This window comes from Sinomonas terricola (genome assembly GCF_034931225.1).
In the GTDB taxonomy this organism is placed as follows: domain Bacteria; phylum Actinomycetota; class Actinomycetes; order Actinomycetales; family Micrococcaceae; genus Sinomonas; species Sinomonas terricola.
This window is the reverse complement of record NZ_JAYGGQ010000003.1, coordinates 218,376-245,375: the sequence shown is the minus strand read 5'-3', so window position 1 is coordinate 245,375 and position 27,000 is coordinate 218,376. Positions and strand designations below refer to the sequence as shown.

General features: G+C 69.2%; 25 protein-coding genes. 6 read left to right on the top strand and 19 right to left on the bottom strand.

The window, feature by feature from the left end:
* The first annotated feature begins 9 nt into the window (after nucleotides 1-9).
* Nucleotides 10-885: a putative RNA methyltransferase gene (locus tag SPF06_RS06915; RefSeq protein WP_323278275.1), complete on the top strand. Its 876-nt coding sequence runs from the start codon at nucleotides 10-12 to the stop codon at nucleotides 883-885.
* Here the strand turns inward: SPF06_RS06915 and yczE are convergent.
* On the bottom strand, nucleotides 863-1,564 hold the full coding sequence (yczE, locus tag SPF06_RS06910) for a membrane protein YczE (RefSeq protein ID WP_323278274.1): 702 nt from the start codon (nucleotides 1,562-1,564) through the stop codon (nucleotides 863-865). The two genes, SPF06_RS06915 and yczE, sit on opposite strands and share 23 nt — an antisense overlap.
* A 60-nt stretch (nucleotides 1,565-1,624) precedes the next feature.
* Between yczE and yczR the strand changes: the two genes are divergently transcribed.
* From yczR to SPF06_RS06890, 4 genes are all read left to right on the top strand, one after another.
* Nucleotides 1,625-3,028 carry a MocR-like transcription factor YczR gene (yczR, locus tag SPF06_RS06905; protein WP_323278273.1) on the top strand — a complete coding sequence of 468 codons (1,404 nt, stop codon included), beginning with the start codon at nucleotides 1,625-1,627 and terminating at the stop codon, nucleotides 3,026-3,028.
* A 101-nt stretch (nucleotides 3,029-3,129) separates the two neighbouring features.
* The gene (locus tag SPF06_RS06900; RefSeq protein WP_323278272.1) at nucleotides 3,130-3,594 is read left to right on the top strand and encodes an NfeD family protein; all 465 of its coding nucleotides are present in this window, start codon (nucleotides 3,130-3,132) and stop codon (nucleotides 3,592-3,594) included.
* A gap of 43 nt (nucleotides 3,595-3,637) precedes the next feature.
* The gene (locus SPF06_RS06895) at nucleotides 3,638-4,750 is read left to right on the top strand and encodes an SPFH domain-containing protein (protein ID WP_323278271.1); all 1,113 of its coding nucleotides are present in this window, start codon (nucleotides 3,638-3,640) and stop codon (nucleotides 4,748-4,750) included.
* Between the two features lie 123 nt (nucleotides 4,751-4,873).
* A complete protein-coding gene (locus tag SPF06_RS06890; protein WP_323278270.1) occupies nucleotides 4,874-5,218 on the top strand; it encodes an RNA polymerase-binding protein RbpA in 345 nt (114 codons plus the stop codon).
* A 122-nt stretch (nucleotides 5,219-5,340) separates the two neighbouring features.
* Here SPF06_RS06890 and SPF06_RS06885 read toward each other — a convergent pair whose 3' ends face one another.
* From SPF06_RS06885 to SPF06_RS06800, 18 genes are all read right to left on the bottom strand, one after another.
* Nucleotides 5,341-6,075 (bottom strand): polyprenol monophosphomannose synthase, encoded by a 735-nt coding sequence (locus SPF06_RS06885; protein WP_323278269.1) that lies wholly within the window; start codon nucleotides 6,073-6,075, stop codon nucleotides 5,341-5,343.
* Between the two features lie 376 nt (nucleotides 6,076-6,451).
* A complete protein-coding gene (locus tag SPF06_RS06880) occupies nucleotides 6,452-8,095 on the bottom strand; it encodes an amidohydrolase (RefSeq protein WP_323278268.1) in 1,644 nt (547 codons plus the stop codon).
* Nucleotides 8,096-8,156: 61 nt separating this feature from the next.
* Complete coding sequence (locus SPF06_RS06875) at nucleotides 8,157-11,123, bottom strand: DEAD/DEAH box helicase (protein ID WP_323278267.1); 2,967 nt, start codon at nucleotides 11,121-11,123, stop codon at nucleotides 8,157-8,159.
* A gap of 9 nt (nucleotides 11,124-11,132) precedes the next feature.
* Nucleotides 11,133-11,927: a twin-arginine translocase subunit TatC gene (gene tatC / locus SPF06_RS06870; RefSeq protein ID WP_323278301.1), complete on the bottom strand. Its 795-nt coding sequence runs from the start codon at nucleotides 11,925-11,927 to the stop codon at nucleotides 11,133-11,135.
* A 44-nt stretch (nucleotides 11,928-11,971) separates the two neighbouring features.
* Nucleotides 11,972-12,247 (bottom strand): Sec-independent protein translocase subunit TatA, encoded by a 276-nt coding sequence (tatA, locus tag SPF06_RS06865; protein ID WP_323278266.1) that lies wholly within the window; start codon nucleotides 12,245-12,247, stop codon nucleotides 11,972-11,974.
* 27 nt (nucleotides 12,248-12,274) lie between these two features.
* Nucleotides 12,275-12,622, bottom strand: a complete 348-nt coding sequence (locus tag SPF06_RS06860) for a hypothetical protein (RefSeq protein WP_323278265.1) — start codon at nucleotides 12,620-12,622, stop codon at nucleotides 12,275-12,277.
* 9 nt (nucleotides 12,623-12,631) lie between these two features.
* On the bottom strand, nucleotides 12,632-14,605 hold the full coding sequence (locus SPF06_RS06855; RefSeq protein ID WP_323278264.1) for a helix-turn-helix transcriptional regulator: 1,974 nt from the start codon (nucleotides 14,603-14,605) through the stop codon (nucleotides 12,632-12,634).
* Between the two features lie 79 nt (nucleotides 14,606-14,684).
* Nucleotides 14,685-15,080, bottom strand: coding sequence for an FKBP-type peptidyl-prolyl cis-trans isomerase (locus tag SPF06_RS06850; RefSeq protein WP_323278263.1), 396 nt, complete (start codon nucleotides 15,078-15,080; stop codon nucleotides 14,685-14,687).
* Nucleotides 15,081-15,124: 44 nt separating this feature from the next.
* The gene (locus SPF06_RS06845) at nucleotides 15,125-16,045 is read right to left on the bottom strand and encodes an FKBP-type peptidyl-prolyl cis-trans isomerase (protein WP_323278262.1); all 921 of its coding nucleotides are present in this window, start codon (nucleotides 16,043-16,045) and stop codon (nucleotides 15,125-15,127) included.
* Nucleotides 16,046-16,178: 133 nt separating this feature from the next.
* Nucleotides 16,179-17,555 carry a Pup--protein ligase gene (gene pafA, locus SPF06_RS06840; protein WP_323278261.1) on the bottom strand — a complete coding sequence of 459 codons (1,377 nt, stop codon included), beginning with the start codon at nucleotides 17,553-17,555 and terminating at the stop codon, nucleotides 16,179-16,181.
* Nucleotides 17,556-17,597: 42 nt separating this feature from the next.
* Nucleotides 17,598-18,296 (bottom strand): proteasome subunit alpha, encoded by a 699-nt coding sequence (gene prcA / locus SPF06_RS06835; RefSeq protein ID WP_323278260.1) that lies wholly within the window; start codon nucleotides 18,294-18,296, stop codon nucleotides 17,598-17,600.
* Between the two features lies 1 nt (nucleotide 18,297).
* The gene (gene prcB / locus SPF06_RS06830; RefSeq protein WP_323278259.1) at nucleotides 18,298-19,107 is read right to left on the bottom strand and encodes a proteasome subunit beta; all 810 of its coding nucleotides are present in this window, start codon (nucleotides 19,105-19,107) and stop codon (nucleotides 18,298-18,300) included.
* A gap of 9 nt (nucleotides 19,108-19,116) precedes the next feature.
* A complete protein-coding gene (locus tag SPF06_RS06825) occupies nucleotides 19,117-19,320 on the bottom strand; it encodes a ubiquitin-like protein Pup (RefSeq protein WP_323278258.1) in 204 nt (67 codons plus the stop codon).
* 105 nt (nucleotides 19,321-19,425) lie between these two features.
* Nucleotides 19,426-21,075, bottom strand: coding sequence for a depupylase/deamidase Dop (dop, locus tag SPF06_RS06820; RefSeq protein ID WP_323278257.1), 1,650 nt, complete (start codon nucleotides 21,073-21,075; stop codon nucleotides 19,426-19,428).
* A gap of 24 nt (nucleotides 21,076-21,099) precedes the next feature.
* The gene (gene arc, locus SPF06_RS06815; protein ID WP_323278256.1) at nucleotides 21,100-22,848 is read right to left on the bottom strand and encodes a proteasome ATPase; all 1,749 of its coding nucleotides are present in this window, start codon (nucleotides 22,846-22,848) and stop codon (nucleotides 21,100-21,102) included.
* A 149-nt stretch (nucleotides 22,849-22,997) separates the two neighbouring features.
* Nucleotides 22,998-24,029: a tRNA (adenine-N1)-methyltransferase gene (locus SPF06_RS06810; RefSeq protein WP_323278255.1), complete on the bottom strand. Its 1,032-nt coding sequence runs from the start codon at nucleotides 24,027-24,029 to the stop codon at nucleotides 22,998-23,000.
* A 51-nt stretch (nucleotides 24,030-24,080) separates the two neighbouring features.
* Nucleotides 24,081-25,265 carry a site-2 protease family protein gene (locus SPF06_RS06805; protein ID WP_428985721.1) on the bottom strand — a complete coding sequence of 395 codons (1,185 nt, stop codon included), beginning with the start codon at nucleotides 25,263-25,265 and terminating at the stop codon, nucleotides 24,081-24,083.
* Nucleotides 25,262-25,981: an HAD family hydrolase gene (locus SPF06_RS06800; RefSeq protein ID WP_323278253.1), complete on the bottom strand. Its 720-nt coding sequence runs from the start codon at nucleotides 25,979-25,981 to the stop codon at nucleotides 25,262-25,264. Before SPF06_RS06800 ends, SPF06_RS06805 begins: the two co-directional genes overlap by 4 nt.
* 107 nt (nucleotides 25,982-26,088) lie before the next feature.
* Here SPF06_RS06800 and SPF06_RS06795 point away from each other — a divergent pair, with 107 nt between their 5' ends.
* A complete protein-coding gene (locus SPF06_RS06795; RefSeq protein ID WP_323278252.1) occupies nucleotides 26,089-26,991 on the top strand; it encodes a PAC2 family protein in 903 nt (300 codons plus the stop codon).
* Nucleotides 26,992-27,000 lie beyond the last annotated feature (9 nt).

Sequence of the window (27,000 nt, the reverse complement as noted above, 5' to 3'; positions counted from 1 at the left end):
ATGGAGGCCATGCCATTCCCCGCCCAAGAGCTCCTGCGCTGCCCCGTGTGCTCAGAGCCGTGGGAGACCTCCGCGAACAACGCTGGGGCGCGCTCGCTCGTCTGCGTGTCCGGACATCGTTTCGACGCCGCGCGGCAGGGCTACGTCAACTTCCTCACGGGCCGGGGCACGCGCTTCGTCCCCGACACCGCGGAGATGGTCGCGGCCCGCGAGCGCTTCCTCGGCGCTGGCCACTACGCACCGATCGCGGAAGCCGTCGCGGAGGCCGCGGCCCCTGCGCTGTCCGCGCCTGACGCGATCACGAGCGACGGCGGTGCTCCCGCCCCCGCGGTGCTCGACGCGGGGGCGGGGACGGGCTACTACCTCGGCCACGTCCTCGGCCGCTCCCCCGGCGCGCGCGCCGTCGCCCTCGACCTCTCTCGACACGCTCTCGCGCGCGCCGCGAAGCTGCCGGGGACCGCCGCCATCGTCTGGGACCTCTGGCGTGACCTCCCCCTGCCGGACCGCGCCGTCGACGTCGTCCTCGACATCTTCGCTCCGCGCAACGTCCCCGAGTTCGCCCGCGTGCTGCGCCGCGGCGGCGTCCTGTGCATCGTCACGCCGCGGCCCGAGCACCTTGCGGGGCTGCGGGACCTGCTGCCGATGCTCGATGTTCCTGCTGGCAAGGCCGATGCCGTGGCGCGCGCGGCCGAACAGCATTTCGACCTGGACTCGAGGCGAGCCATCGATTTCCCCTTGGTCCTCGATCGGGAGGCGGCGGCGGACCTCGCCCTCATGGGGCCCGCGGGACACCACATGGACCGCGCGGACATCCTCGAGAGGCTGCCCGAGGGGCCGATCGGGACGGCGGGGGCGGTCGAGCTCAGCGTGCTGCGCCGACACTGACCTCGCGCTCCGCCACGATCGCCTCGCGAGAGGGGTGAGGCGAGAGTTCGGCACCCAGAACGCGGAGGGCGAGCTGGATGAGCGGGCCGATCGTGAAGGCGAAGATCGCGGTGCCCACGCCGAGCGTTCCGCCGAGGAGCCATCCGGCCGCGGTCACCGACACCTCGATCGCGCTGCGCACCGCCCACACGGGCCATCCCGTCCGCGCGACGAGACCGGTCATGAGCCCGTCCCGGGCGCCGGGGCCGAGGCCCGCGCCGATGTACAGCACCGACGCCAGGGCCAGGAGGACGAGTCCCGCCGCGAGGAACGCCGCCTGCGCGAGGGGCGACCAGAGGGGCACGGCATTCGCGGGCGGAACCCAGGCTAGCCCGAGGTCCGCGAAGACCCCGATGAGAGCGGCGTTCGAGAGCGTCCCCCAGCCGGGCCGCTGGCGAAGCGGGATCCAGAGGAACAGCACGGCACCGCTGATGGCCACCGTCGCGGCGCCGAACGAGAGGCCGAAGGTCTTGGCGACCCCCTGGCCGAGCACGTCCCATGGCGAGCCGCCGAGCCCGGCCCTCAGGATCAGGGCGATCGCGATCCCATAGGCGAACAGGCCGACGTAGAGGCGCGCCATCCGGAGTGTGAGCCGGGGGCTTGAGAGGAACTTCGACGGGAGGCCGGTAACCGAGGACATGCTTCGAGAATGCCCCTAAGTGGACTGCAAACAAAGGTCCAATTCTGCAACAATGGCCTCATGATCGCGATCACAGCCCGGAGATTGGCCTCGATTCTTGGTCCGTGGCGCAGCAGTGGCAGTCCGGCCTACGCAGCCCTTGCAGACCGCGTCAGGCTCGTGTCCCTCGACGGCCGGCTCGCGCACGGCACGCGCCTGCCCGCTGAGCGGGACCTCGCCGCAGCACTCCGAGTGAGCCGCACGACCGTGGCCTCCGCCTACGGCCGCCTGAGGGAAGTCGGCGCGATCGAAAGCCGCCGGGGCTCGGGAAGCTTCGTGTCGCTCGGCACGCGACCGTCCGCGGACCCGGCAGCCGACGGAATCCCCCTCGACTTCACGAAGGCGGCGATGCCGGCAGCACTTCCCGTAGCCGCGTGCTACGCCGCGGCAGCGCAGCGGATCGGGCCCGAGCTCGCGCGATCGGGCTACGAGATCGTGGGGCATCCCGAGCTGCGCGAAGCCATCGCCGCGCATTTCAGCCGCCGAGGAGTCGCGACCGACGCCGACCAGATCCTCGTGACATCAGGAGCCCAGCACGCCATCGCCCTCCTCGCGCGGCTGCTGGCATCCCCAGGCGACCGGGCCCTCATCGAGCACCCGACCTATCCCCACGCGATCGACGCGATCTCGTCGGCGAGGGCCCGCCCCGTCCCGGTCCCGGTCGACCCCGACGCCGGGTGGGACCTCGACGAGGCGGAGGCCGCCCTCCGCGACGCCGCGCCGACCGTCGGCTATGTCATGCCCGATTTCCAGAACCCGACGGGCGCGAGCCTGCCCGACGACGCCCGCGCGCGCCTCGCGCGAGCGGCCGATCGCCACGGCACCGTGCTCATCGCCGACGAGACCACCATGTGGCTCGACCTCCGCCGCGGGCCGCGGCAGCCGCTCGCGGCCTTCTCCCCATCGGTAGTAACGGTCGGAGGGCTGGGCAAGCTCGCGTGGGGCGGCCTTCGGGTCGGATGGATCCGCGCCGGGCGGACGTTCATCGCCAGGCTCGCGCAGTCAAGGACGAGCATGGACCTCGGAACGCCCGTCTTCGAGCAGCTGGTCGCGGTCGAGCTCATGGCGCGAGAGGCAGATCTCGTGGCCGAGCGGCGAGCGCGGCTCTCCGAGGGCCTCGCGACCATGCGCTCGGCGCTCGCCGAGCATTTTCCGGCGTGGACCATCCCGGATCCGGAAGGCGGGCTCGCTCTGTGGATCGACTGCGCACCGTGGTCGTCGTCCGAGCTGGTCCTCGGTGCCCGGGACGAGGGCCTCGCCCTCACGGCCGGCCCCCGATTCGGCCTGCACGGCGCCTTCGAGCATCGGCTCCGGCTGCCCTTCACCGAGTCCCCCGCAACCATTCGCGACGCCGTCGAAGCGCTGAGGAGGTCGGCGGACCGGCACGCAAGCGGCCCGCTCCCCGAGCCGCTCGTGGCCGTCTAGGCAGGGCTCCGCCCGTGATGAACATGTTGTCCACAGGGGCCTCCCACCACGGTATTGCTGGGCTAGGGTAGTGGAAGGAGTGGGGGGATGGAGGACGGTCGATGGACTGGATCGAAAACAACGCGTGGATGCTGTGGCTCGTGCTCGCACTCGTCCTCGGCGGGATCGAAATGGTCAGCCTCAGCTTCGTGTTCCTCATGCTCAGCGGCGGGGCCCTCGCGGCGTTCGCCACGGCCCTGCTCCACGGGCCGACGTGGCTCCAGGGGCTGGTCTTCGCCCTCGTCTCCGTCGGCATGATCGTGTTCGTCCGCCCCCTCGCGATCCGGCACATGAATCGCGGCATCGAGGACGTTCGGACCAACGTCGATCGGCTCGTCGGATCGCGGGCCACCGTCATGGAGCCGGTCGACGGCACCAAGGGACTCGTCAAGATCGGCGGCGACGTCTGGACCGCGCGCGCCGAACGCGGAGAGTTCCTCCCCGGCGACGTCGTCCAAGTCGTCGCCATCGAGGGGGCCACCGCCGTCGTCGCTCCCGGCGACGAGACCTCACCGTATCGGAGCTGACGGCCGAGCAGGCCCGAGGCGAACCAACAGCTAGGGGGAAACCATGGACGCAGGCGGAATCATCCTCGTCATCGTCGTCATCGCGCTCATCCTGTTCGTCATGACGGTGCTCGTCCGCTCGGTGCGCATCATCCCGCAGGCCCGCGCCGGCGTCGTCGAACGTCTCGGGAAGTACCAGCGCACGCTGAACCCGGGCCTCACGTTGCTCATCCCGTTCGTCGACCGGCTCCTGCCACTCCTAGACCTTCGCGAACAGGTCGTCTCGTTCCCGCCCCAGCCGGTCATCACCTCGGACAACCTCGTGGTGTCGATCGACACGGTCGTCTACTTCCAGGTCACCGACGCACGGGCCGCGACCTACGAGATCGCGAACTACATCCAGGCCGTCGAACAGCTCACCATCACGACGCTCCGCAACGTCGTCGGCGGTCTCAACCTCGAAGAGGCCCTCACGTCGCGCGACCAGATCAACGGCCAGCTCCGCGGCGTCCTGGATGAAGCGACCGGGCGTTGGGGCCTGCGTGTTTCCCGCGTCGAGCTCAAGGCCATCGAGCCTCCGCATTCCATCCAGGATTCGATGGAGAAGCAGATGCGCGCCGAGCGCGACCGCCGCGCGTTGATCCTCACGGCGGAAGGCACGAAGCAGTCGGCGATCCTCACGGCCGAGGGCGAGCGGCAGGCGCAGATCCTCAAGGCAGAAGGGCAGGCCAAGGCCGCCGTCCTCAAGGCCGACGGCGAGTCCCAGGCGATTCAGAAGGTCTTCGAGGCGATCCATCGCGGCAACCCGGATCCCAAGCTGCTCGCGTACCAGTACCTCCAGACCCTGCCGAAGATCGCGGAGGGCGGTTCCAACAAGCTCTGGATCATCCCGAGCGAGGTGGGTGATGCGCTCAAGGGCATCGGCGGCGTCCTCGGCAACGTCGGGCAGGCGGCCGAACCGGCAGCCACGGCGGAGCCATCCGTTCCGTTCACGCCGGACGGCTCCGCGGCCCCCGTCGCGGATTCGGCTGGCGCGGGGGTGGAGTCTGACACGCTCGAGGAGGACGCGCGAGCGTTCGAGGAAGAGGCTGCCCGGCCGTCCGAGATCGACGCAGAGGCCCAAGGCATCCTCGAGCACCACCCGCGGCGGCTGGGAACGGACGACGGCGGCGCCTGAAACCCCGTTCGGCCCGCCTTCCGGCCTATAATGGGAAGTCCGCCCGGGAACACGCGAGCTCCCGCGGGCGTTGTCATGTGCGTCGGGCCCTGAGGCCGGGCAGCAGATCGTGAGGGAGAAGATATGAGCGACCGCAGCCTGCGCGGCATGCGTCTGGGTGCACAGTCCATGGAGAGCGAAGCCGGCGTCGAGCCGGCCCCGCGTCAGCGCGTCGAGTACCGATGCGAGGACGGCGAGCAGGTCTTCGTGACGTTCTCCTCCGAAGCGGAGATCCCTCCCGTCTGGACGTCCAAGACGGGCAAGGAGGCGTTCCTTGTCGACGGCGAACGGCCCACGGAGAACGCCGAGAAGGCCGTACGCACGCACTGGGACATGCTCCTCGAGCGCCGCAGCATCCCCGAGCTCGAGCAGATCCTCGAGGACCGCCTCGCACGTCTCCGGGAGAAGCGCGGCGAGCGCGCCGGCTGACGCACAGCGCGGCTGCACTTGTCAGACGATTGAGGGGCGGGAACCGAAAGGTTCCCGCCCCTCAATCGTCTGCGGGCTTCGATCACGAAGCCGCCGACCGCCGTTGCCCCTAGGTCAGGCGCTCAGCGCTCGGCACGGTGCGTGAGCCGTGCCCAGCGGTCCGAAAGACCCCACTTCGTGACGTTGAGCATGGCCTCGACGACGATGTTGCCGCTCATCTTGGACGAGCCGAGCTCGCGCTCGACGAAGGTCACAGGCACCTCGGCAACCGATAGCCCCATTCGCGCGACGCGCCACGCGAGATCGACCTGGAAGCCGTAACCGACCGACTCGACGGCGTCGAAGTCGAGCTTCTCGAGCGTCGTGCGGCGGAAGGCACGATAGCCGGCCGTCATGTCCTTGACGCGGAGGCCGAGCATGAGCCGCGAGTACGTGCTGCCGGTCCGCGAGATGAGCTGCCGGTAGAGCGGCCAGTTCACGACGGACCCGCCGGGAACCCAGCGCGAGCCGATGACCAGATCGGCGCCGTTCTCCACCGCTTCGAGGAGCCGCGGAAGCTGCTCGGGCTGGTGCGATCCGTCGGCGTCCATTTCGACGATGACGTCGTAGTCCCGCTCGAGGGCCCACCTGAAGCCGGCGATGTAAGCGGCCCCGAGGCCTTCCTTGCCCTTGCGGTGCATGACGTGCACCTGGGGATCCTCCGCGGCGATGCGATCGGCAAGGGCGCCCGTTCCGTCTGGGCTGTTGTCGTCGGCCACAAGCACGTCGGACGCCGGCACCGCCGAACGCAGCCGCCCGAGCGTCTTGGGAAGGGACTCGAGCTCGTTGTACGTCGGGATGATCGTCAGAATACGCACGCAGGCGTCCCTTTCGGAGACTGGACAAAAGGTCAGCGCCCGCGGAAGTGGGCGCAATTCTCCATTATATCCAGCACCCAGGCAGGCCCACGCGCCTTCGGGCCAGTCGCGGGGCTGGCAGCTGGTCAGTCCCCCGACTGTTTTCTACTGACACGTGGACCTGCCCCCAGGGGCAGTGCCACCGCCTGAGCTGCTCGGCGGCGACTGGACTGTCCGCATCGCGGCGCAGCCCGATGACAATCGATCCTACGTGCCCCACCCATCCTGTCAACCGGCTCCCGACCTGCGACGACACGCGTTTCCCCAACTCAGCACGGGTTTGGGCGAGCGCGGAAAGGCCCAAGGCGCTGCGCAAACCGCGACACATGACGCAGGCTCAGGCCGCGAAGCCCTCCGCGCGGAAGAGCTCGACTCCCCGGTGGACGGTCGAGAGGCACCGTGGGCGGTTCTCGGTATCGAGGGCCGGAAGCAGCGGAGTGCGGGCCCGCGGATCGGTGCTCCACGCCTGCACTCGCTCGTCCGCGACCTGGACCATGAGCTCGTCGACCTCCCACACGGCAAAGCTTGCGGGCGCCCCCGGGACGAGCTGGCCCATGAGCGGATGCGGGTGGTGAACAGCGCGCCAGCCGGCGCGCGTATGGCCGATGAACGCGGCCCGCGCCGAGATCCGCTCGCTCGGGGTCGAATGCCGCAGGCACGCTGCGACGCTCGCCCAGGGGTCGAGGGCGCAGACGGGCGAGTCGCTCCCGAAGCAGACGGGGACCCCGGCCGATGCGAAGCTCGCAAGGGGATTCATTCCGATCCTGCGCTGCCCGAGCCGCCGTTCGTAGAGGTGGCCCGGGGCACCCCACGCGGTGTCGAAGAGCGGCTGCGCGCTCACGGTCACCGCGTAGCCGGCGAGGGCCGCGATCGCGGTGGCGGAAGCCATCTCGGCGTGCTCGAGACGATGCCCCGCCGCGCGGATCGCCGAGGCGCCGACGCGCTCGGACGCGCGGCGGAGCCCTTCGAGCGCGATCTCGAGGCCTCCGTCGCCGATCACATGGAAGCCGCCCTGGATCCCGAGCTCCGAACACGCCGCCAGGTGCCGCGCGACCTGCTCCGCGTCGAGGTACGCCACGCCGCGGTGACCGGCGGCGTCGTCGTACTCCTCGGTGAGGAAGGCCGTGCGGGAGCCGAGAGAGCCGTCGATGTTCAAGTCCCCTGCGAGCCCGAGGACGGGCACGCCAAGTTCCGCGAGGAGGGCCTTCCCCTCGGCCGCCGAGGAGATGAGCTGGCCCCAATAGGCCATGACCTGGGGGCGAGCCTCGTCGCCGTGCTCGCCGCCGAGCAGGAGGCGAAGGTCGTCGATGCCGCCGATGTGGGGCGCGGCCTGTTCGACGAGCGCCACATACCCCCGGCTCGCGGCGTGATCAAGAGCAACCCGGTGAAGGGACCGCAGCTCCTCGGGGTGCGACGGCCTCGCCGCCTCCCGGATCGAGACGAGCGCGGCCTGGGACACCGCGGGTCCGTCCGACCATCCTTCGAGTCGGGTCGCCCCCGCCGCCTCGGCAAGGCCGCCTGTGACGAGCGCCGAGTGGACGTCGACGCGCGTCAGGAACGCCTCACGGCCGCCTGCCGCGCGGCGAAGCTCCTGAGCCGTCGGCAGTGCGGGATCGTCCCAGAGCGACTCATCCCAGCTGTGCCCGCGCAGGATGCCCTCCGCGGTCGGCGCCGCGGACATCGCCTCGAGGAGCTCCCGCGCCGACCGGACGCCTGAGAGGTCAAGCGACTGCAGGGCGAGGCCGGTGTCCGAAAGGTGCACGTGCGAGTCCACGAAACCCGGAGTGACGAGCGCCCCGTCGAGGTCCACGATGGTCATCCCCGCGCCCGCGATCGACTCGGCGGCGTGCTCCGTCCCGACCCACGCGACGGTGTCGCCGTCGACGAGCATCGCCGAAGCCAAGGGGTCTGCAGTCGAGTAGACCGACCCGTTGCGGTATAGGGTGAGCGCACGCTCGGAAGACGTGCCGGATTCCTTCATGCCTTGCGAGGCCTTTCTGTCGGTACGGCTCTGCCTCGAGGCGCAGGCCGGGACGGCTCGGTCAGTCGGCGACGCCCGAATAGGCGACGACGCCACGCTTGATGCTGTCGATCCCCGCATGGCAGAGCCGCCGCACCCGCGGCTCGATGCGCGGGACGTCCGCGAGCTGGTCGAGCAGGTCGATGACCTGCTTGACCCAGCGCACGAAGTCCCCCGCCGCAAGCTCTGTGCCGGAGAGGACGTTCTGGAGATCGCGCCCGCGGGCCCACTTGTAGAGCGGCCACACGAGGCCGAAGTCGGGCTCGGCCGTGCGCGGGAGCCGGTGCTGTTCCTCGACGTCCTCGAGCTGCGACCATTCCCGCAGCACGACGTCGACGGCGACATCGAGCGAGACGGTCGGCATCTTGGGCGGGAGCCCGGGCTCGTCGCGCTTCGCCTGGTAGACGAGGATGCTCGCAAGCGCCGCCAGCTCGGCCTCGTCGACGTCGTCGAACGCACCGGCGCGGAGAGAGAGCGCCGTGAGGAGGTCCTTGTCTCCGTAGATGCGGCGCAGCTGCTGGCCACGATCCGTGACGCGCACGTCGCCGTCGCCCTGCTCAAGGCATCCGTACGACTCGAGGACCTCGCACACGCGGTCGAAGGTCTTGGCGATCGTGTTGGTGCGCCCCTTGATCTGCTCGACCAGCCGGTCCGTCTCGCGGCGCAGCTTGGTCCAGCGCTCGGCCCACCGCGCGTGATCCTCGCGTTCGGCGCACCCGTGGCACGGATGGGTGCGAAGCCTGTGCCGCAGCTCGGTGATCCGCCGCTCCGTGTCCTCGTAGCCTGCGGCGAAGGCGAAGTCGCGTCGCGAGCGGCGGGCTCCCCGTCCACCCCCGGCGTGGTCGCCCGCGCTGTGTCCACTGTGCGAGCGGTCGACGGCGTGGCGCATGGACGCCGCGAGGTCACGCCGATCCTTGGGTCGCTTGGGGTCGAAATGCTTGGGGATCCGGATCCGGGCGATCGGCTCGATGGGGCCGTCGAGGTCCTGGAAGCCGATGCGGCGCAGGTTGTGGTCGAAGGTCAGCACGTGGGGGCGCGGCTCGCGCGCGTTGGCGTCCGTGGCGAGCACGACCGCGGTGCCGCTCAGGCGGCCCTGAGCGAGCTCGACGACGTCGCCGGGCTGAAGGCGCGCGAGCGAGTCGACGGTCATGCTCCGACGCGCCCGGCCGGCTTCCCGGGAGGCGTAGCTCTCGGCGGCCGAGAGCTCCTCGCGGAGCCTCGCGTACTCCGTGAAGTCGCCGAGGTGGCACGTCATGGCCTTCTCGTAGCCCGCGAGCGATTCCTCGCGGTCCCGAACCTGACGCGCGAGCCCCACCACCGAACGGTCGGCCTGGAACTGGGCGAACGAGCTTTCGAGGATGTCGCGAGCCCGCTTGCGGCCGAACTGGGCCACGAGGTTGATGCTCATGTTGTAGGTCGGCCGGAAGCTCGAATTGAGCGGGTAGGTCCGCCTCGACGCGAGCCCCGCAAGGGCAGCGGGGTCCAGGCCCGGGCGCCACTGGACGACGGCGTGGCCCTCGACGTCGATGCCGCGCCGCCCCGCGCGCCCAGTGAGCTGGGTGTACTCCCCCGCCGTGATGTCGACGTGGGCCTCGCCGTTGAACTTCTCGAGCTTCTCGATCAGCACGCTCCGGGCAGGCATGTTGACGCCTAGGGCGAGGGTCTCGGTCGCGAACACGGCCTTGACGAGACCGGCAGCGAAGAGCTTCTCGACGACTTCCTTGAACGTCGGCAAGAGGCCTGCGTGGTGGGCCGCAAGCCCCCGCAGAAGCCCCTCGCGCCAGCCCCAGAAGCCCAGAACGCCGAGGTCGGACGGCGGGAGGTCCTTCGCGGCCGCTTCAACGGCTTCGGCGATCCGCGCCCGTTCAGCGGGGGTTGTGAGGTCGAGGCCCGCGTCGACGCACTGCTGCACCGCGGCGTCGCATCCGGCCCTCGAGAAGATGAAGTCGATCGCCGGAAGCAGCCCTTGCCGCTCGAGCGACTGGATCATCTGGGGGCGGCTCGCCCTCGCGACCGAGGCCTGGACGCCCTCAGATCGGCCGCCCTGCCGCCCGCCGGCATGGCCACGCGGCCGCTCGTCCCGCCGTCGCCCTCTCCCCCCGTGCGGGAATCGCGCGCGGTGCTCGGCCTGCGTCTCGCGCCGCGCGATCTCGGCGAGCTCGGGATTGACCGCCGTGAGCTCTCGGGGATCGCCCGACCGGCGGGGCAAGCGCTCGGCGTCGGGCTTCTGCGGCTCCTCCGGGCCCTCGTCCGTGCGGTCGTGCGCGTCGGCGAGGTCTTCGAAGGAGCTCCGCGTCGCGAAGAGGTCTACGAGGCGCCGCCCGACCATGACGTGCTGCCAGAGCGGAACCGGCCGGTGCTCCGAGACGATGATGTCCGTCTCGCCGCGCACCGTGTCGAGCCACGCTCCGAACTCCTCGGCGTTCGAGACCGTCGCGCTCAGCGACACGACGCGGACGTCCTTCGGAAGGTGGATGATCACCTCTTCCCACACCGCGCCCCGGAAGCGGTCAGCGAGGTAATGCACCTCGTCCATCACGACGTAGCCGAGACCGCCGAGCGTCGATGAGCCCGCGTAGAGCATGTTGCGGAGCACCTCGGTCGTCATGACGACGACGGGCGCCTCGCCGTTGATGGTCACGTCCCCGGTGAGGAGGCCCACCCTGTCTGCTCCGTACGCGTCGCACAGTTCGCCGTACTTCTGGTTGGAGAGTGCCTTGATGGGCGTCGTGTAGAAGGCCTTGAGCCCCCGGCGGAGCGCGAGGTAGACGGCGAACTCCCCCACGACCGTCTTGCCGGCGCCTGTCGGCGCGGCCACGAGGACGCCGTGGCCCGCTTCGAGCGCGCGGCACGCCTCGCGTTGGAAGGGATCAAGCGGGAACGGCAAGTCGGCCGCGAAGGCCCCGAGCTCGGTCTTGGCGAAGGCCCGGCGTTCTGCGTCGAGGGCGAAGCGCTCGGCCGGGCTGAGGTTGTCGGGGACGGAGGACATGGGTCCAGCCTAGAACTTGTCGAGGTCCTCGCGTGACGTGGCGCTGTCCGCCGAGGCGTCCGTCTCTGCTGCGACTTTCGCCTGCTTCTTGGCTCGCCGCCTGTCCTGAAGGAGACAGACGCCGATCGCCGCGAAGAACAGCGCGAGCAGCGGGACGGCAAGCATGAACATCGAGATGGCGTCGGCGCCCGGCGCGGCGAACGCAGCGATGACGAACACGAGGAACACCGTGATGCGCCACGCCTTGAGAATCACCTTACCCGGAAGGATCCCCGCCGCGTTGAGGCCCACGAGGAGAACCGGGACGAGGAACGCGATGCCGAGGAAGAGCACCATGTGCGTCACGAAGTCGATGTATTCGCGCCCGTCGATGAGGTTGGAGAACCCCGACGGCGTGAACTGCGTCAGCGCGCGCACGACGTTCGGCGTGACAACCCAGCCAACCCATACCCCGGCGAGGAAAAGCGGCACCGCGGCGGCCATATAGCCGAGGGTGTACCGCCGCTCCTTCGCCGTGAGCCCAGGCATGACGAACGCCCAGACCTGATAGATCCAGACGGGGCTCGACAGCACGAGGCCAATCTGGATCGAGAGCTGGAGCTTGAAGTCGAACGGGGAGCCGACCGTCGAGAAGTTGATTCCAGACATCCCGCCGGTCCGCGCCGCAATGTCCTTGACCGGCGCCTGAAGTGCCTCAAGGAGCGGGTCGTAGAGGAACCAGCCCGCGACCGCGCCGAGGAGAACTCCGATGGCCGCCTTGATGAGCCGGTTCTTGAGCTCCTTGAGGTGCTCGAGGAGGGGCATCCGGCCTTCGGGATTGGCCTTCCGCCCCTTGGCGGTGGCCACGCTCAGGCGCGCTGGGACGGGCCGCCGGTGCCGCCGTCGCCCTCGTCAGCGCCCTTGGGCGGGATGACCTTGCCCTCGACGGGCGATTCGCCCTGGGACGAGGACGACGACGCCGACTTGCCGTCGTCGTTCTTCATCTCCTTGACCTCAGAGCGCAGGATCCGCATGGACTGGCCGAGGCTGCGAGCCATCCCCGGGAGCTTGGGCGCGGCGAAGAGCAGCAGCGCTACAACGATGATGATGACGATAGGCCATGGGCTATCGAAGAGTCGTCCCACAAGAAGTCCTTTCCTTCTGATGCAAGTCTAGATGAGTCCGAGGTCACGCAGTGACTGTGCTTGCCCCCGTTGAGCCCTGCGCGCAACCCGCCGGGCAATCCGTGCCGTGCGGCGCTCGGCCTTGCCCCGCTCATACTCCCGCCGCATCTCGTCGGGATCGGCGAAGACCGCACTCCCGGGCGCGGACGCGCCGTCGCCGTCTCCCTGCGCCGCGCTATCCATGACGCTCGGCCCCGGAAGGCGCGTGAGGACCCCTCCGGCGTCGCGCACCACGCGCAGGGCCTTGCGGACAAGCCAGAAGCCGCCGCCCACGGCGGCAGCGGCCGTGCCGACGAGCAGCACCGCCCAGAGCAGGATCCAGAACCACCACGGCACAGGGAGAGCCTATCGGCTGCGCAGCGTGCCGAGCGCACGTAAGAGCCACGCGCGGCTGGCCTCGACGGCACGGTCGGGACCCTCGAGCGCAACCGAGCCGCCGAACTGCGCGAGGAAACGCGGAAGCCAGTCGAGCCCCGCGACCCGCATCCGAACCCGCCGGCTCCCGTCCACGAGGTCGGTCCCATCCTCCGCGGCGTATTCGTGTTCGACCCACAAGGCCTCCGGCGCAAGCCTAAGCACCGCCTCGACGTCGCCCTCGCTCGGTTCGACGAGCCGCTCGGCGAGCACCGCTTCGACTCCCACCGGCAGCGGCAACGGTGCCGCCGGGGCGAGCGAGAGGATGCGGTCGACCCGGAAGACGCGCCGCTCCTCGACCCGATGGCAGTACGCCTCGACATACCATCGATCCCCATCCGAACGCAGCGCGAGCGGGCTGATGAGGCGCTCGGTGCGTTCGTCCTTGGTCGGGTTGAGATATTCGAGCCGAAGCGTGCTCCGCTCGGCGACGGCCGAGCGGAGCACCGGCACGAGCCCAGCGTTGCGCTGTGGCTCGGCGTCGATGTCGAGTTCCGGCACGGCTCGGGCGCCGTGGGCGGTCGCTGCCCGGACCTTCTCCGCGAGGGCCTCGAGGGCCGGCCGCTCCTCGTCCGAGGCCATCGGGAGCAGTGTCTGGAGGCCGAGCTGGAGCGAGAGCGCCTCCTCGACACTGAGGCGCCGCGGCCGTGCGAGTTCTGGCGCGTTGGCTAGGCTCACAACCCCGTCGTGCACGTCGACCTCGATGTAGTCCTGCCAGCCGCCGGTATCTGTCGGGCCGGTGTACTGGAGCACCGAGAGCTCCTGCTCAAGCTGTCGCGCCGATACTCCGTAGCGCTCCGCCGCCTCGGCGATCTGGACCGGCCCCTGGAGCAGATACGGCACAAGATCGACAATCCGTCCGAGCCGTTCGTCCGAGGGCCTCGTCTTCCGTTCCCGAGGCCCCGGCGCAATGGAAGGCGCGCCGGGCGTGCCGAGCGCGGCAAGGGCCCCTTCGAAGCGTTCGACGACGGCGCGCGCCAGCTCGGGAGGCGACTCGACGACGAGCGCATCGCCGTAGCCCGCGAGGTGGTCCGCCGCGACAGTGACGTCCCGGAAGCGGTACTCGCCGGCCTCCCAGCCCTCGGGAGCGACCGCATCCACCGGCGTCCACGACGTCATCCTCAGCTCGAGCGCGCGGCCTTCGGCGATGCGTATTCGCGCAATCTGTTCTGGGAGTTCCGCGAGGCGCTTGAGCTGCTCGTGGACGGAGCCTTCGGCGGGGCGGTCGAAGGCCCCCGCCGCTCCGACGCCCACGCGTCCCCGGATCCGCGACAGGCGGAAGACCCGGGGCGCCCGCCGACCCGTGTCGAATCCGACGAGATACCACTGCCCGTACCGCTGCCCAAGGCCCCACGGCTGCACCGTGCGCGCTTCCTCTCGGCCCGTGCTCGTCGCGAAGTACTGGAAGGTCACCTCGGCGCGACGAGAGGCGGCGTCGGCGAGGGTCGCGTAGCGCGGGTCCTCGAGTCGAACGCGAGGCTGGACGAGCGACGGCGGCGAGTCCGGGAGCGCTCCCGCGGCTTCGAGACGCCGCAGTGCTCCACGGGCCGCAGCCCCGGCGAGAGCTCCTTGGGACGCGAGACCAGCGAGGGCGAGGAGCGACTGCTCCTGCGCCGTGAACTCCAGCTCGGGCAGGCGGAATTGCCGCGGATCGATCCGGTACAGGGACGTCGTCGATGAGCTGTCCGCCCGCTCGTAGCCCTGCCGCTCGAGAACCTCGGCACCGAGCCCGCGGAGGTCGGCCTTGTCCCGTTCGAACTGGCGCTCGACGGCGTCCCGCTCCCGGTCCACGCCTGGCGCCCACCCGTAGACGTCCCTGAGCAGCCGTTCGCGCGACACACCGAGCTCGGTGTGCAGGAGCGCGATGAGGAGGTTGAGGAGACGTTCGGTCTTCTTCTGGGACACATGTGCAGGCTACCGGGAACGCGCACGGGGCGCGGTCAGCGTGTGCTGCCCGCGCCCCGTGTGGTGGGGATCCGCCGCGTCAGCGGACCCCGACGAGGTCCACCACGAAGATGAGCGACTCGTTCGGGCCGATCACGCCCCCGGCGCCGCGGGAGCCGTAGGCAAGGTCCGACGGGATCTCGAGCCGACGACGGCCACCCACCTTCATGCCGAGGAGGCCCTGGTCCCAGCCCTGGATGACCTGGCCGACGCCGACGCGGAAGTCGAGGGGCGCTCCGCGGTTCCAGCTCGCGTCGAACTCCTCCCCCGTGGACCATGCGACGCCGACGTAGTGGGTCGTGACCGTGTCGCCGGCCGCGACCTCGCGCCCGTCTCCCTCGATGAGGTCCACGATCGTGAGCTCCGTGGGCACGGGCCCCTCGGGGAAGTCGATCTCAGGCTTCTGGCGGTCGTATTCGCGCTGTCCGAAAGACATGCTATTCCTCTCGTCGAATGGGATTGGTGGACGTCCGGTCGAATCTACTGGACGCCGAGGATGTCGACAACGAAGACGAGGTCGCCCTTCGCCTGTCCCTGCCCCTGGTCTCCGTATGCCTGCGCCGCGGGGATGACGAGGAGCACGCGCGAGCCTACAGTCTTGCCCGTAAGGCCCTTGGTCCAGCCTTCGATGACCTGTCCAAGTCCGAACGTGGCGGGGGTCCCGCGGTCATAGCTGGAATCGAACTTGGTTCCATCGGAGAGGTTGACCCCGACATAGTTCGCGACGATGGTGTCCGTGGCCTGAACCGCCGCGCCCTTGCCCTTGATGAGGTCCTGGGAGATGAGCTGGCTCGGCTTGGCGACGCCCTTGACGTCGATCTGCGGGATGCCCTTCGAGTCCTCGGTCACCGCGGGGAGCCCTGCGGGAGGCGTCACGGTGTCCCCCTCGGGCTTCTTGAGGGGAGCCGGGATGTCCTTTGCGTCGGTGATCTTAAGGATGAGGAGGGTCGTCGTGTTGTCCCCGCCCTGGTCAGCGGACTGGGGCGGGGTCGCATAAGCGAGGTAGGAGCCGACCTTGGCGCCCACGAAGGCGTTGTAGAGGATCGCGTTGCCCTGCTTGAGGCTGTCGTCGACCGGAACCTTCTGCGGCTGGCCGGACGAGAAGGAATCACCGAGCGGGCTGCCGTCCGTCCCCTTGAGGGCGAGGACGTTCACGACGACGGACTGCCCCGCCTTGACGGCCGCGCCCGAGCCCTCCTGGACCATTTTGATCGTGGGCGTCGAGACCGAAAGGGGCTTGGCAAAGTCGACGGTCGGGGCCTTGTCCCCCGGCGTCACCTTGAGCGAACTGAAGGCGTTCACATCGCCTGCGGACTGGCTTGTCGGCCCGTTCGAGCCTCCGGAGCTGCAGCCCGCGATGAGCAGCGCGAGGGGCAGCAAGAGCGCAAGGAGTCGGCGCACGGATCTACTTCCTGTGGGGGTTTTCGCCATTCGAGGCGACGGTCGAGCCCGGAGGCCCCCTCTAGGGTAGCGAGTTAGTCTGAGAACAGCCTTTCAGCACGTGCGTCCGGCGTCATCCCGTGAACGTCCGGCCTCATCCCGTGAAGGGGCGAAGCGTCTCAAGCAGTTCGTCGACCCGCGAGTCCTCGTTGGCGAACGGATCCTTGCAGAGGATCGTGTGGTGGGCGCGGTCGTTGAGCTTGAGATGCACCCAGTCCACCGTGTAGTCCGCCCCCGCAGCCTGGGCCGCCTGGACGAAGCGTCCGCGAAGCCTCGCGCGCGTGGACTGCGGAGGCGACCCCACCGCCGTCGCGATGGCGGCATCGTCCACCAAGCGCGCGGCCCCGCCCCGCCGCTGCAGGAGGAAGAAGAGGCCGCGCTCGGGGCTGATGTCGTGATAGGTGAGGTCGAGCTGCGCGACGCGCGCCGAATCGAGATCGACGTCGTGGCGCGCGCAGTAGCCGTCGATGAGCTTCTTCTTGATCGCCCAGTCCACCTCAGTGTCGATCGGCGAGGTGTCGCCCGACTCGATCGCGGCCAGGGTGCGCTCCCACAGGTCGAGGATTCGCGGAACGTGGGGCGTGTGCGCCCCGTGTTGGTCGACGAAGTGGCGCGCCTTCTCAAGATAGACCCGCTGCATGTCGAGTGCCGTCAGCTCGGTGCCGTTCGCGAGGCGGACGACGGCGCGTCCCGAGAGATCGTGCGAGATCTCCCGGATGCTGCGGATGGGGTTCTCCATCCGCAGATCCCGCATGATGACGCCCGATTCGATCATGCGCAGGACGAGGTCGACGGTGCCTACCTTCATCATGGTCGTCGTCTCGCACATCGTCGAATCCCCCACGATGACGTGCAGGCGCCGGAAGTGCTCGGCGTCCGCGTGCGGCTCGTCACGCGTGTTGATGATCGGGCGCGAGCGCGTCGTCGCCGAGGAAAGGCCCTCCCAGATGTGGTCGGCGCGCTGGGAGAACGCGTACACGGGGCCGTGGGGCGTGCGCAACACCTTGCCTGCGCCGCACAGTAGCTGGCGCGTCACGAGGAACGGGATGAGGATCTCCGCGAGCCGCGAGAACTCGGTGCGCCGCGGGATGAGGTAGTTCTCGTGGCTCCCGTACGAGTTCCCCGCCGTGTCCGTGTTGTTCTTGAAGAGGTAGACGCTGCCGTCGAACCCCTCCTCGCGGAGCCGCTTCTGCGCTTCGTCGATGAGGTCGACGAGGATGCGCTCCCCGGCTCGGTCATGGGCCACGAGCTGGGCAACGTCGTCGCACTCAGCCGTCGCGTATTCGGGATGGGATCCGACGTCGAGATAGAGCCGGGAGCCGTTGCCCAGGAACACGTTGGACGAGCGGCCCCAGCTCACAACCTTCCGGAACAGATAACGTGCCACCTCTTCAGGGGCAAGCGGGCGGCCCTGCGGGCTCGAGTACGCAATCCCGAACTCGGTCTCGACGCCGAAGATGCGGCGGTCCACGCGGCTCCTTCCGTAGATTCTCCAGGCCAGGTCTGGCCAGGGCTAGATCGGTCCGGCCAGAAGTTCTGCGAGCTCGTCCTGGGAGATGCGGCGGAAAGCCCGGCGAGCTCCCCGCTCGGTTTCGGAACTGCGGTCGAGCACCGCGACTTCGAGGCTGAGCATCGGATCAGTGCGGTCGTCGCGCAGGGCCTTGGCGGCGAGCTGAATGGCCTCGGCGAAGGACGCCTCCGCGCTCCACCCGCCGATGACCGCCTCGGCGACGCGCTCGGCGGCGCCGCCCATGACGACGAAGCGCCGCTCGTCGGCGATCGAGCCATCGAAAGTGAGCCGAAACAGGTGGTCCGAGCCGACGTCGTGCCCGACTTCCGCAACGGTGAGCTCGACTTCAAGGGGCTTCTGCTCGGCCGTGAAGACGGCGCCGAGGCTCTGCGCGTACACGCTCGCTAGCCCGCGCCCTGTAACGTCGACGCGGTCGTACGAATAGCCCCGGACATCGGCGTAGCGCACGCCCGCCTGGCGCAGGCTCTCGAATTCGTTGTACTTGCCCACCGCGGCGAACGCGATCTTGTCGTAGATCTCGCCGATCTTGTGGAGCGACGGCGAGGGGTTCTCGGCGACGAGCGCGATTCCCTCGAGGCAGCTCAGCACCACGACAGAACGGCCGCGCGCGATCCCCTTGCGGGCGAAGTCCGCGCGGTCCTTCATAACCTGCTCGGGCGAGACGTAGAACGGCTGGGTCATGTCAGGCCTCCCGTCCTGCGATGCTGCGCTGCTCGAAGATGTCCCCCGCGATCTGTGCCAGTTCGTGCTCGGACGCCCGGCGGGTCCCCGCGCGGGTGACGGTATAGACGACGGGCCAGAGCTGGCGGAGAGGGTCAGGGCCGCCCGTCGCCGAGTCGTCGTCGGCGGCGTCGAAGAGTGCCTCGACCGAAACCCGCACTGCGTCGGCCTCGGTCAGGCCGGGCCGCCAGAGCTTCTTGAGGGCCCCGCGCGCAAAGACAGAACCCGAGCCCACGGAGTGGTGCTCGAGCTCTTCGTACCGGCCGCCCGTGACGTCATAGGAGAAGAGGCGGCCGACCCCCTGATAGAGATCGAAGCCCGCGAACAGGGGGACAACCGCGAGCCCCTGCAGCGCGAGGGAGAGATTCGCGCGGATCATCGCCCCGAGCCGCGTGGCCTTTCCCTCGAGGCTCAGGAGCGTGCCCTCGATCTTCTCGTAGTGTTCGAGCTCGACCTGGAAGAGGCGCACGATGTCCACGGCCAGCCCCGCGGCGCCGGCGATGCCGAGAACCGAATACTGGTCCGCTGGAAAGACCTTTTCGATGTGACGGCTCGCGATCATGCTGCCCATCGTGGCGCGCCGGTCGCCGGCCATGAGGACGCCGCCCGCGAAGGATATCGCGACGACGGTCGTGCCGTGCGGTGCGAGGTGGGAGGCGTCGGACTGGACCACCCGGTTCGACGGGAGCAGGTCCGGACGAACGGCTGCCAAATGCTCGGTGAAGGACGACGTCGCGTTGCCGACGACGCGTTCTGCGAGGAAGTCGTTCATCCTTGAGGCCTACTGGCCGCCCTTCTGGACGAAACCGCGCACGAACTCCTCGGCGTTGCTCTCCAGCACACCGTCGATCTCGTCGAGCAGATCGTCCACGCCCTGAGTCGCTTCGGACGCCTGCGGAGCAGCCGGCGCGGGCGCCGGTGTACCGGGATCGACGTCCTCGACGTCTTCCCGTGACTGGCTGCTCTTCTGCTCCTGACCGGCCATAGCCGCCTCCTTGCGTCGAGCTCGCCGCCCATGCGACGGGCTGTGGAACCAATACTGTCACTCTTTCATGCCCTTGAATGGGCTGCGGGAAACGGACCCGCGAGGCTACGTATGCCTTTCTCCGAGGAGCGCGTCGAGGAATCCCTGGATATCCGGGTGGTTCTCGAAAAGCCCGCCTGTCAGCGCTCGCGTTCCGCGCAGCGGCTCACGCGTGGGGACGCGTTGGAGCCGATAGCTGCCAGGAGGCGAGAAGACGACCGAGTCCCAGCTCGCGCTCGCCACATTGGCCGGGAAGCGCTGGATGCTCTTGCCGCGGAACCACGCCCGGGTGTCCTCCGGCGGCTCGATCGCCGCCCGGGCGATCTCATCGTCGTCGGCCATCCGTTCAAGCCGGCCGCCCGCCCTCAGCCGGTTCGCGACGCCGCGCTCCGGCCGGACATCCGACCACTGGATGTCGATGAGCCCAAGCCGCGGATCATGCCACGCGAGGCCGTCCCGCGCGCGATAGCCCTCGAGGACCTTCCGCTTGGCGGCCCATTCGATGTAGCCGGCGGCCGCATCGACGTCCGAGCCGAGGTCGGTCAGCGCTCGCTCCCAGAGCCGAAGGACGGTTGCCGTGTGGCCATCCCCACCGTGCTCCGCCGCGACCCCGGCATCGGCCGCGAGCTTCGCGGCCGCCTCGAAGTAGAGCCACTGGAGCTCGAGCCCCGTGAGACGGCGTCCGTCGAGCAGGCGCACAGTGTCCCGCAGTTCAGTGTCGTGGCTCAGCCGATGCATCGCGGCGACTGGCTCGTGGACATCGATGGCCGGAGCCGCGCCTGCCTCGATGAGGCTGAGCACGAGCGCCGTCGTGCCGAACTTGAGGTAGTTCGCCACATGGCTGCAGTTCGCATCGCCGACAATCACGTGCAGGCGCCGGTACTTGTCGGCGACGGCGTGCGGCTCGTCCCGTGTGTTGATGATGGGGCGGCGCATCGTCGTCTCGAGTCCGACCTCGGCTTCGAAGAAGTCGGCGCGCTGGCTCACTTGAAAGCCAGGAGTGCGCCCGTCCTGGCCAATTCCGACGCGTCCCGCCCCGCACACGAGCTGACGTGAGACAAAGAACGGGATGAGGCCGCGCACAAGCTCCGAGAACGGCACCGAGCGGGGCACGAGGTAGTTCTCGTGCGAACCGTACGAGGCCCCTTTGCCATCCGTGTTGTTCTTGTAGAGGTTGATCGGCCCGCGCTCCTCATCTGAGGCGAGCGCCCGGACGGCAGCAAGGACGACGGCGTCCCCGGCGGAGTCCCACACGACGGCATCGCGGGGATTCGTAACCTCGGGGCTCGAGTACTCCGGATGCGCGTGGTCCACGTAGAGACGTGCCCCGTTGCCCAGCACGAGGTTCATGAGGGCAGGTTCCTGATCGCCGTCGAGTTCGAGCTCGGCCGGACCGTGGGCGAGCGCGACGCCCTCGGCCGTAAGCACGGGCTCGACGTCCGTGAGGAGCTCGGGATGAGCCTGGCTCCGTCGGACGGACCAGCCGCGCGCGTCGCGCAGCGGGGTCTCGTCGGTGTAGTCCCACCCGGCACCGGGCGAGGCGTGGAGGCGCTCCCGCGTGAGCCGCGCGTACGCCGCGATCACCTGGGAGGAGAGATACGTCGCGTTGGCTCCGGGGGTCGACGGCGCGTGGATCCCGTATTCCGTTTCGGATCCCATGACCCGCAGGGCCCCTCCCGCCGGCAGGCCCTCAGGCCCTTGGTCGCTGGACGACATGTCACTCCCCTTCCCGGTACCGGCTCACAGGTACTGGCCCGTGCTCTGCGTCGTCTCGATCGTGCGGCCGGGCTCGCTGCCTCCCTTGCCCTGGATGATGGTCCGGATGTAGGTGATGCGCTCGCCCTTCTTTCCGGAGATGCGCGCCCAATCGTCGGGATTCGTCGTGTTGGGCATGTCCTCGTGCTCGCGGAACTCGTCGGACACGGCCCGGAGGAGGTGCTCGACCCGGATGCCCTTCGAACCCGTCGTGAGGAGTTCCTTGATCGCTGCCTTCTTCGCGCGATCCACGACGTTCTGGATCACGGCGCCCGAGTTGAAGTCCTTGAAGTAGAGGATCTCCGTGTCGCCGTTCGCGTACGTCACCTCGAGGTACTCGTTCGACTTGCCGGTCGAGTACATCGCCTCGACGGTCCGCTGGATCATCGCCTGGACGGTCGCGTCGCGGTCGCCGCCGTATTCGCCGAGATCCGACGGATGGATGGGGAGCTCCGCGGTTAGGTACTTCGAGAAGATGTCCGCCGCGGCTTCGGCGTCAGGCCGCTGGATCTTGATCTTCACGTCGAGACGTCCCGGCCGGAGGATCGCGGGGTCGATCATGTCCTCGCGGTTCGACGCACCGATGACGATGACGTTATCGAGGCGTTCGACGCCGTCGATCTCGCTCAGGAGCTGCGGGACGATCGTCGTCTCGACATCGGACGAGACGCCCGTTCCACGCGTGCGGAAGAGCGAATCCATCTCGTCGAAGAACACCACGACGGGGCTCCCGTCCGACGCCTTCTCCCTGGCCCGCGAGAAGATGAGGCGGATGTGCCGCTCGGTCTCGCCGACGTACTTGTCGAGGAGCTCGGGGCCCTTGATGTTGAGGAAGTAGCTCTTGATGTCCTGGCCCGCGCGCTCCATGGCCCGGGCGGCCAGCGAATTGGCGACGGCCTTCGCGATGAGCGTCTTGCCGCACCCCGGAGGCCCGTAAAGAAGGATGCCCTTGGGCGCCTTGAGCCCGTGCTCGCGGTACAGGCCCGGGTGAAGGAACGGTAGCTCGACGGCGTCCCGGATCTGCTCGATCTGCGACGCGAGGCCGCCGATATCGTCGTAGCTGATATCTGGAACCTCTTCGAGGACCAGGTTCTCGACCTCCGAGCGCGGGACCTTCTCGAGGGCAGTTTGGGTGCGATTGTCCACCGAGACGGCGTCGCCCACGCGAAGCTGCTCGAGGAGGAGCGGCCCCGAGAGTCGCACGACGCGTTCCTCGTCGCCGCGCCCGATCACGAGCACACGATCGGGGCTCAGGAGCTCCTTGATCGTGACGAGCTCTCCTGAGCGCTCGTAGCCGAGGCCGGCGACGACCTCGAACGCCTCGTTGAGGAGCACTTCCTGGCCGACGCTCAGCTCCGAGAGGGAGATCAGTGGGCTGAGGCCCACGCGGATCTTGCGCCCCGACGTCACGACGTCGACGCTCTCGTCCGTCACGGCAGACGCCGCTCCCCCGGCCGGGCGCCGACGATTGAGCTGGACGACCGTGCCATAGCTGTACGGGGGCTGCCCTTCATGCTCGAGCGCCGCCTTGAGCCGAACGATCTCGGTCTTGGCCGTCTGCAGCATCTCCGACATGCGGGTGTTGTTCGACGTCGCGGCAGAGAGCTGCCGATCCACGGCCCGCAGCTTATCCCGGAGGACGTTGACTTGACGCTCGAGAACGCTCAGCTGCTCCGCGCTCGCACGCTGGACCGCATCATCGCGACCGGTCCCGGTCCCATCGCGCTCTTCCATGACTCTCACACCCTCCCTCAGCTCAGATCATTCCGATACTTCGACACTAGCCCCACTGGGGCCAGCCGAAACTCTCCGAAGCACCAGAGTCCCTAAGCGTTACATTGACGCAACGTTTGGGAGGCCGAAAAGCATCCGCGAGGCGACGCTCAGGCTTCGTCCTGGCGGCCCGCCCGGGCATCCCGGGCGGCCCGCCGCAGCTTCCGGTCCGAGACGGGGCGCTCGCCGACGGACTCGGGCGTCCAGGCGTTCAGATCCTCCTCGCTGAATTCTGTCTTGGCCCGCTTCTTGCGGATCAGCGGGGCCACTCCCTCGGCGAGACGCCGGGTCACGAGGAGGAAGCCAGTGTGGCCCACCATGCGGTGCTCGGGGCGGACCGCGAGCCCCTCGAGGTGCCAGCCGCGGACCATCGACTCCCAGGCATCGGGCTCGGTGAACCGGCCGTCCGCGCGGATCGCCTCGGCCGTGCGCGAAAGCTGGGTCGCGGTCGCGACGTAGTTGATCCAGACGCCCCCCGGCGCCAAGACCGTGGCGACCGCGTCGAGGCACTCCCAGGGCGCGAGCATGTCGAGCACCACGCGATCGACGCTGCCGGGCTCCTCGGCCTTGACCACCTCTTCCTGGAAGTCCCCTAGCGAGATGCGCCATGCGGGGTGAGGCCCGCCGAAGATCGTCTCGACGTTGCCCCGCGCGATGTCCGCGAACTCCTTGCGGCGTTCGAACGAATGGAGGTACCCGCCGTCGCCCACGCCGCGGAGGAGCGAGATCGACAGGGCGCCAGACCCGACCCCAGCCTCGACGACCCGCGCCCCTGGAAAGATGTCCGCCATCGTGACGATCTGGCCCGCGTCCTTGGGATACACCACCGCCGCACCGCGCGGCATGGAGAGCACGAAGTCGGAGAGCAGAGGGCGCAGGGCCTGGTACTGGTGCCCCGCCGTGTTCGTCACAACGGAGCCATCGGGCAGCCCGATGACGGCGTCATGGTTGAGGAACCCCTTGTGAGTGTGGAAGGCACCCCCGGCCTCGAGGGTGATGGTGTTCATCCGGCCGCGCTCGTCGGTGAGCTGCACACGCTCTCCGACCCGGAACGGGCCGCGGCGGATGGCCGCGCCGGTCGGCTCTGCGCCCGTTGTCTCCGGGGCGAGCGCAGACGATGCCGGGGTGCTGCTTTCGGTCATGGGTCCCTTCTTCATGAGGTGGGGCGTCAAGGCGGTGTCGGGCTTCGGCTGCTACCGCGGCGGCCGGCCTGAGATGGCGGCGACAACCGCACGCTGGCTCAGGAGGCCGACGACAAGGCCCGAAGCATCGACGACGGCGTACTCAGTGCCTTGGAGCTGGGAGAGGTACTGGACGAGTTCCTGCCCCGCAGCGGTCTCTGGGACGTAGGCGCCGGGCGCGAGGGCATACCCTACGGCCGTGACCGGCGTGGAGGCCCAGGCTTCGTGGGGAACGCGCGCGATGGCGGCCGGGTCAACGACGCCCTGCGGCTTGCCGTCCGGCGCGCAGAGGACGACGACGTTGCCCCGCCCGGCGCCCGCCTGCACGGCCTGCTCGACGGAGGCGAAGTTGGGCACACCGACCGCCGGCGCCGCAAGCCTGCCCGCGATGACCTGGGGCAGGCGGCTGCGGAACCCGGCGTTGCGGATCGACGCCGAGGCACCCTGCCACAGGAAGGCCGCGATGAGCACGGTGACAAGAGTGAACGAGATGTCGAGGCCCTGGCCCTGCAAAAGCGGCAGGAGGATGCCGAGGAATACGACGCCCGCGACGACGACGCGCCCAGCCCAGCCTGCCGCGATGGTCCCTTTCTCCTGGGACCCGGTGACCTTCCATACAGCACTTTCGACGAGACGTCCGCCGTCGAGCGGCAGCCCCGGGAGCACGTTGAAGAGGCCGATGAGGAAGTTGGCCCACATGAAGATGTTGGCCAAAATGTCCGCGACGCCGTGGAGGCTCACGGAATTGACGAGGACCCAGGCGCCTCCGGCCAGCACGAGGTTGGCCGCCGGCCCCGCGAGGGCGACGACGACAGACTTGCCGGGCGATGCGGTGTAGCTCTCGAACTGCGTGTGGCCGCCCCACAGGTTGAGGACGATCTTCTGGCTGGGCCATCCGAACGCCCGCGCGCTCAGCGCATGCGCGAGCTCGTGGACGAGGACGGAGATCAGGAGCAGGACGGCGTATGCGAACGCCACGAGATAGGCCCCCGCGCCCAGCTGTGGCTGGCGAAGCTGGAGCGTGGGACCGTAGACGATGACCGTGAATCCGGCGATGAGGAACCACGAATACGCGAGATAGACCGGGACCCCGGCAATGCGTCCCAGACGGATTCCGTCGCGCGAGCGACCGCCCGCAGCATGGGCGTGCTCGCCCTCCGGTCGCGGCGGATGCTGGTCGCCAAGGCCTCCGCTCACGCCCCCACCTGGCCCGCTGTCGCGACGGCGGCCCGGGTGAGGACCGCTGCGACGTCGTCGGCAGTTCGGCCGGCGAGCGTGGCCCAATGCTCGGCACCCAGATCCACGGGGAGGTCGAGCGCGTTGGGCACGACGATGGTCGCGAGGCGCGCAGCGACGGCGGACGTCGCGCCGGGCAATGAGTCTTCGATCGCGACGCATTCCGAGTCGCTCAGGCTCGGGAGGCCGGCCTCGAGCAGTTCGAGGGCCTTGAGATATGGCTCGGGATTCGGCTTGCCGTGCGTGACGGCGTCCCCTGTGACGACTGCTGAGAACGTGCCGGCAGGGAGGTGCTCGAGGATGCGCTCCACCATGGGCCGCTCGGACATGGTCACGAGAGCGCACGCGACTCCAGCCTCGGAAAGCGCCGTGAGCAGATCGCGCGCGCCCGGACGCCAGGGAACGGCGGCGCCGAGCTGTTCGATGACGCGCGCGGTCAGCGAATCGATGATCTCCCGCACCCCCATGAGGACACCGGCCTCCTGAAGGATCCGGGCCGAGGTCGGGAGAGCCTGGCCGACCAGGCGCATCGCCTGCTCGTGCCCCCACGTCCCGCCGAAGGAATCCACGAGCTCGTGCTCGGCAATGATCCAATAGGGCTCGGTATCGACGAGCGTGCCGTCCATGTCCCAGAGCACGGCACGCAGGGCAGCGTCAGTTTCGGCGGGGAGGCGCATATCGACCAGTCTACGGGGCGCCACGACGTGTCCTCCCTGCGCGAAACTCGCGCGCCCCTCTCCAAAAGGAGCCTGCGAACGCGGGTGCATGGTCATAGTCTGGAGCGATGAACGAGTTCGACGCCGACGCCCCGGCCCCCCACCCCGGCCTCTTCCCGACGCCCGCCGAGGGCGAACGGGTCACGGTCATGATCGCGGCCTTCGAGGGCTGGAACGACGCGGGCGAGGCTGCGAGCGAGGCGGTGCGCGCCATCAAGCGGCAGTTCGGGGCCCAGAAGGTCGGGGCCATCGACGCCGATGACTATTACGACTTCCAGTTCACGCGGCCCACCGTGCGGCGCTCTGGCTCTGGCCGGCGCAGGATCCGCTGGCCTTCGACGCGGATCTCCACGGCTCAGCTCGACGGCTACCCCGTCAACCTCGTCTTCGTGCAGGGCACCGAGCCGTCTTATCGCTGGCGGGCCTTCACGGAGGACCTCATGGAGTTCGTCGAGGACCTCAACGTGGACTACCTCGTCGTCGTCGGGGCCCTGTTGGCGGACGTCCCGCACAGCCGGCCGATTCCGGTCACGGCAACGAGCGAGGAGGGTGACCTGCGCGAACGCCTCAACCTCGAGGCGTCCCAGTACGAGGGGCCCACGGGCATTGTGGGCGTCTTCGCGGACGCCGCAGACCACCAGGGCATCCCGACCGTCTCGCTCTGGGCCGCCGTGCCGCACTACGTCGCGCAGGCGCCGTCGCCCAAGGCCCAGCTCGCCCTCATGCACAGGATCGAGGAGCTCATCCAGATCCCGCTCGACACGAGCGATCTCGCCGAGGACGCTGAGGCCTGGGAGCGCGGCGTCAACGAGCTCGCGACCGAGGATCCCGAGATCGCGGCCTATATCCAGCAGCTCGAAGAGGCCAAGGACACCGCGGACCTCCCCGAGGCCACGGGCGAATCGATCGCGCGCGAATTCGAGCGCTACCTCAAGCGGCGCGGCAAGGACGGGGGCGCCTCGGCGAACTGATCGCCGACA

Bases quoted from the DNA above. Each gene is read 5' to 3' on its own strand.
- SPF06_RS06915 (WP_323278275.1), top strand. From the start codon at position 10: ATGCCATTCCCCGCCCAAGAGCTCCTGCGCTGCCCCGTGTGCTCAGAG.
- yczE (WP_323278274.1), bottom strand. From the start codon at position 1,564: ATGTCCTCGGTTACCGGCCTCCCGTCGAAGTTCCTCTCAAGCCCCCGG.
- yczR (WP_323278273.1), top strand. From the start codon at position 1,625: ATGATCGCGATCACAGCCCGGAGATTGGCCTCGATTCTTGGTCCGTGG.
- SPF06_RS06900 (WP_323278272.1), top strand. From the start codon at position 3,130: ATGGACTGGATCGAAAACAACGCGTGGATGCTGTGGCTCGTGCTCGCA.
- SPF06_RS06895 (WP_323278271.1), top strand. From the start codon at position 3,638: ATGGACGCAGGCGGAATCATCCTCGTCATCGTCGTCATCGCGCTCATC.
- SPF06_RS06890 (WP_323278270.1), top strand. From the start codon at position 4,874: ATGAGCGACCGCAGCCTGCGCGGCATGCGTCTGGGTGCACAGTCCATG.
- SPF06_RS06880 (WP_323278268.1), bottom strand. From the start codon at position 8,095: ATGAAGGAATCCGGCACGTCTTCCGAGCGTGCGCTCACCCTATACCGC.
- SPF06_RS06875 (WP_323278267.1), bottom strand. From the start codon at position 11,123: ATGTCCTCCGTCCCCGACAACCTCAGCCCGGCCGAGCGCTTCGCCCTC.
- tatC (WP_323278301.1), bottom strand. From the start codon at position 11,927: ATGCCCCTCCTCGAGCACCTCAAGGAGCTCAAGAACCGGCTCATCAAG.
- SPF06_RS06850 (WP_323278263.1), bottom strand. From the start codon at position 15,080: ATGTCTTTCGGACAGCGCGAATACGACCGCCAGAAGCCTGAGATCGAC.
- prcA (WP_323278260.1), bottom strand. From the start codon at position 18,296: ATGACCCAGCCGTTCTACGTCTCGCCCGAGCAGGTTATGAAGGACCGC.
- prcB (WP_323278259.1), bottom strand. From the start codon at position 19,107: ATGAACGACTTCCTCGCAGAACGCGTCGTCGGCAACGCGACGTCGTCC.
- SPF06_RS06825 (WP_323278258.1), bottom strand. From the start codon at position 19,320: ATGGCCGGTCAGGAGCAGAAGAGCAGCCAGTCACGGGAAGACGTCGAG.
- dop (WP_323278257.1), bottom strand. From the start codon at position 21,075: ATGTCGTCCAGCGACCAAGGGCCTGAGGGCCTGCCGGCGGGAGGGGCC.
- arc (WP_323278256.1), bottom strand. From the start codon at position 22,848: ATGGAAGAGCGCGATGGGACCGGGACCGGTCGCGATGATGCGGTCCAG.
- SPF06_RS06810 (WP_323278255.1), bottom strand. From the start codon at position 24,029: ATGACCGAAAGCAGCACCCCGGCATCGTCTGCGCTCGCCCCGGAGACA.
- SPF06_RS06800 (WP_323278253.1), bottom strand. From the start codon at position 25,981: ATGCGCCTCCCCGCCGAAACTGACGCTGCCCTGCGTGCCGTGCTCTGG.
- SPF06_RS06795 (WP_323278252.1), top strand. From the start codon at position 26,089: ATGAACGAGTTCGACGCCGACGCCCCGGCCCCCCACCCCGGCCTCTTC.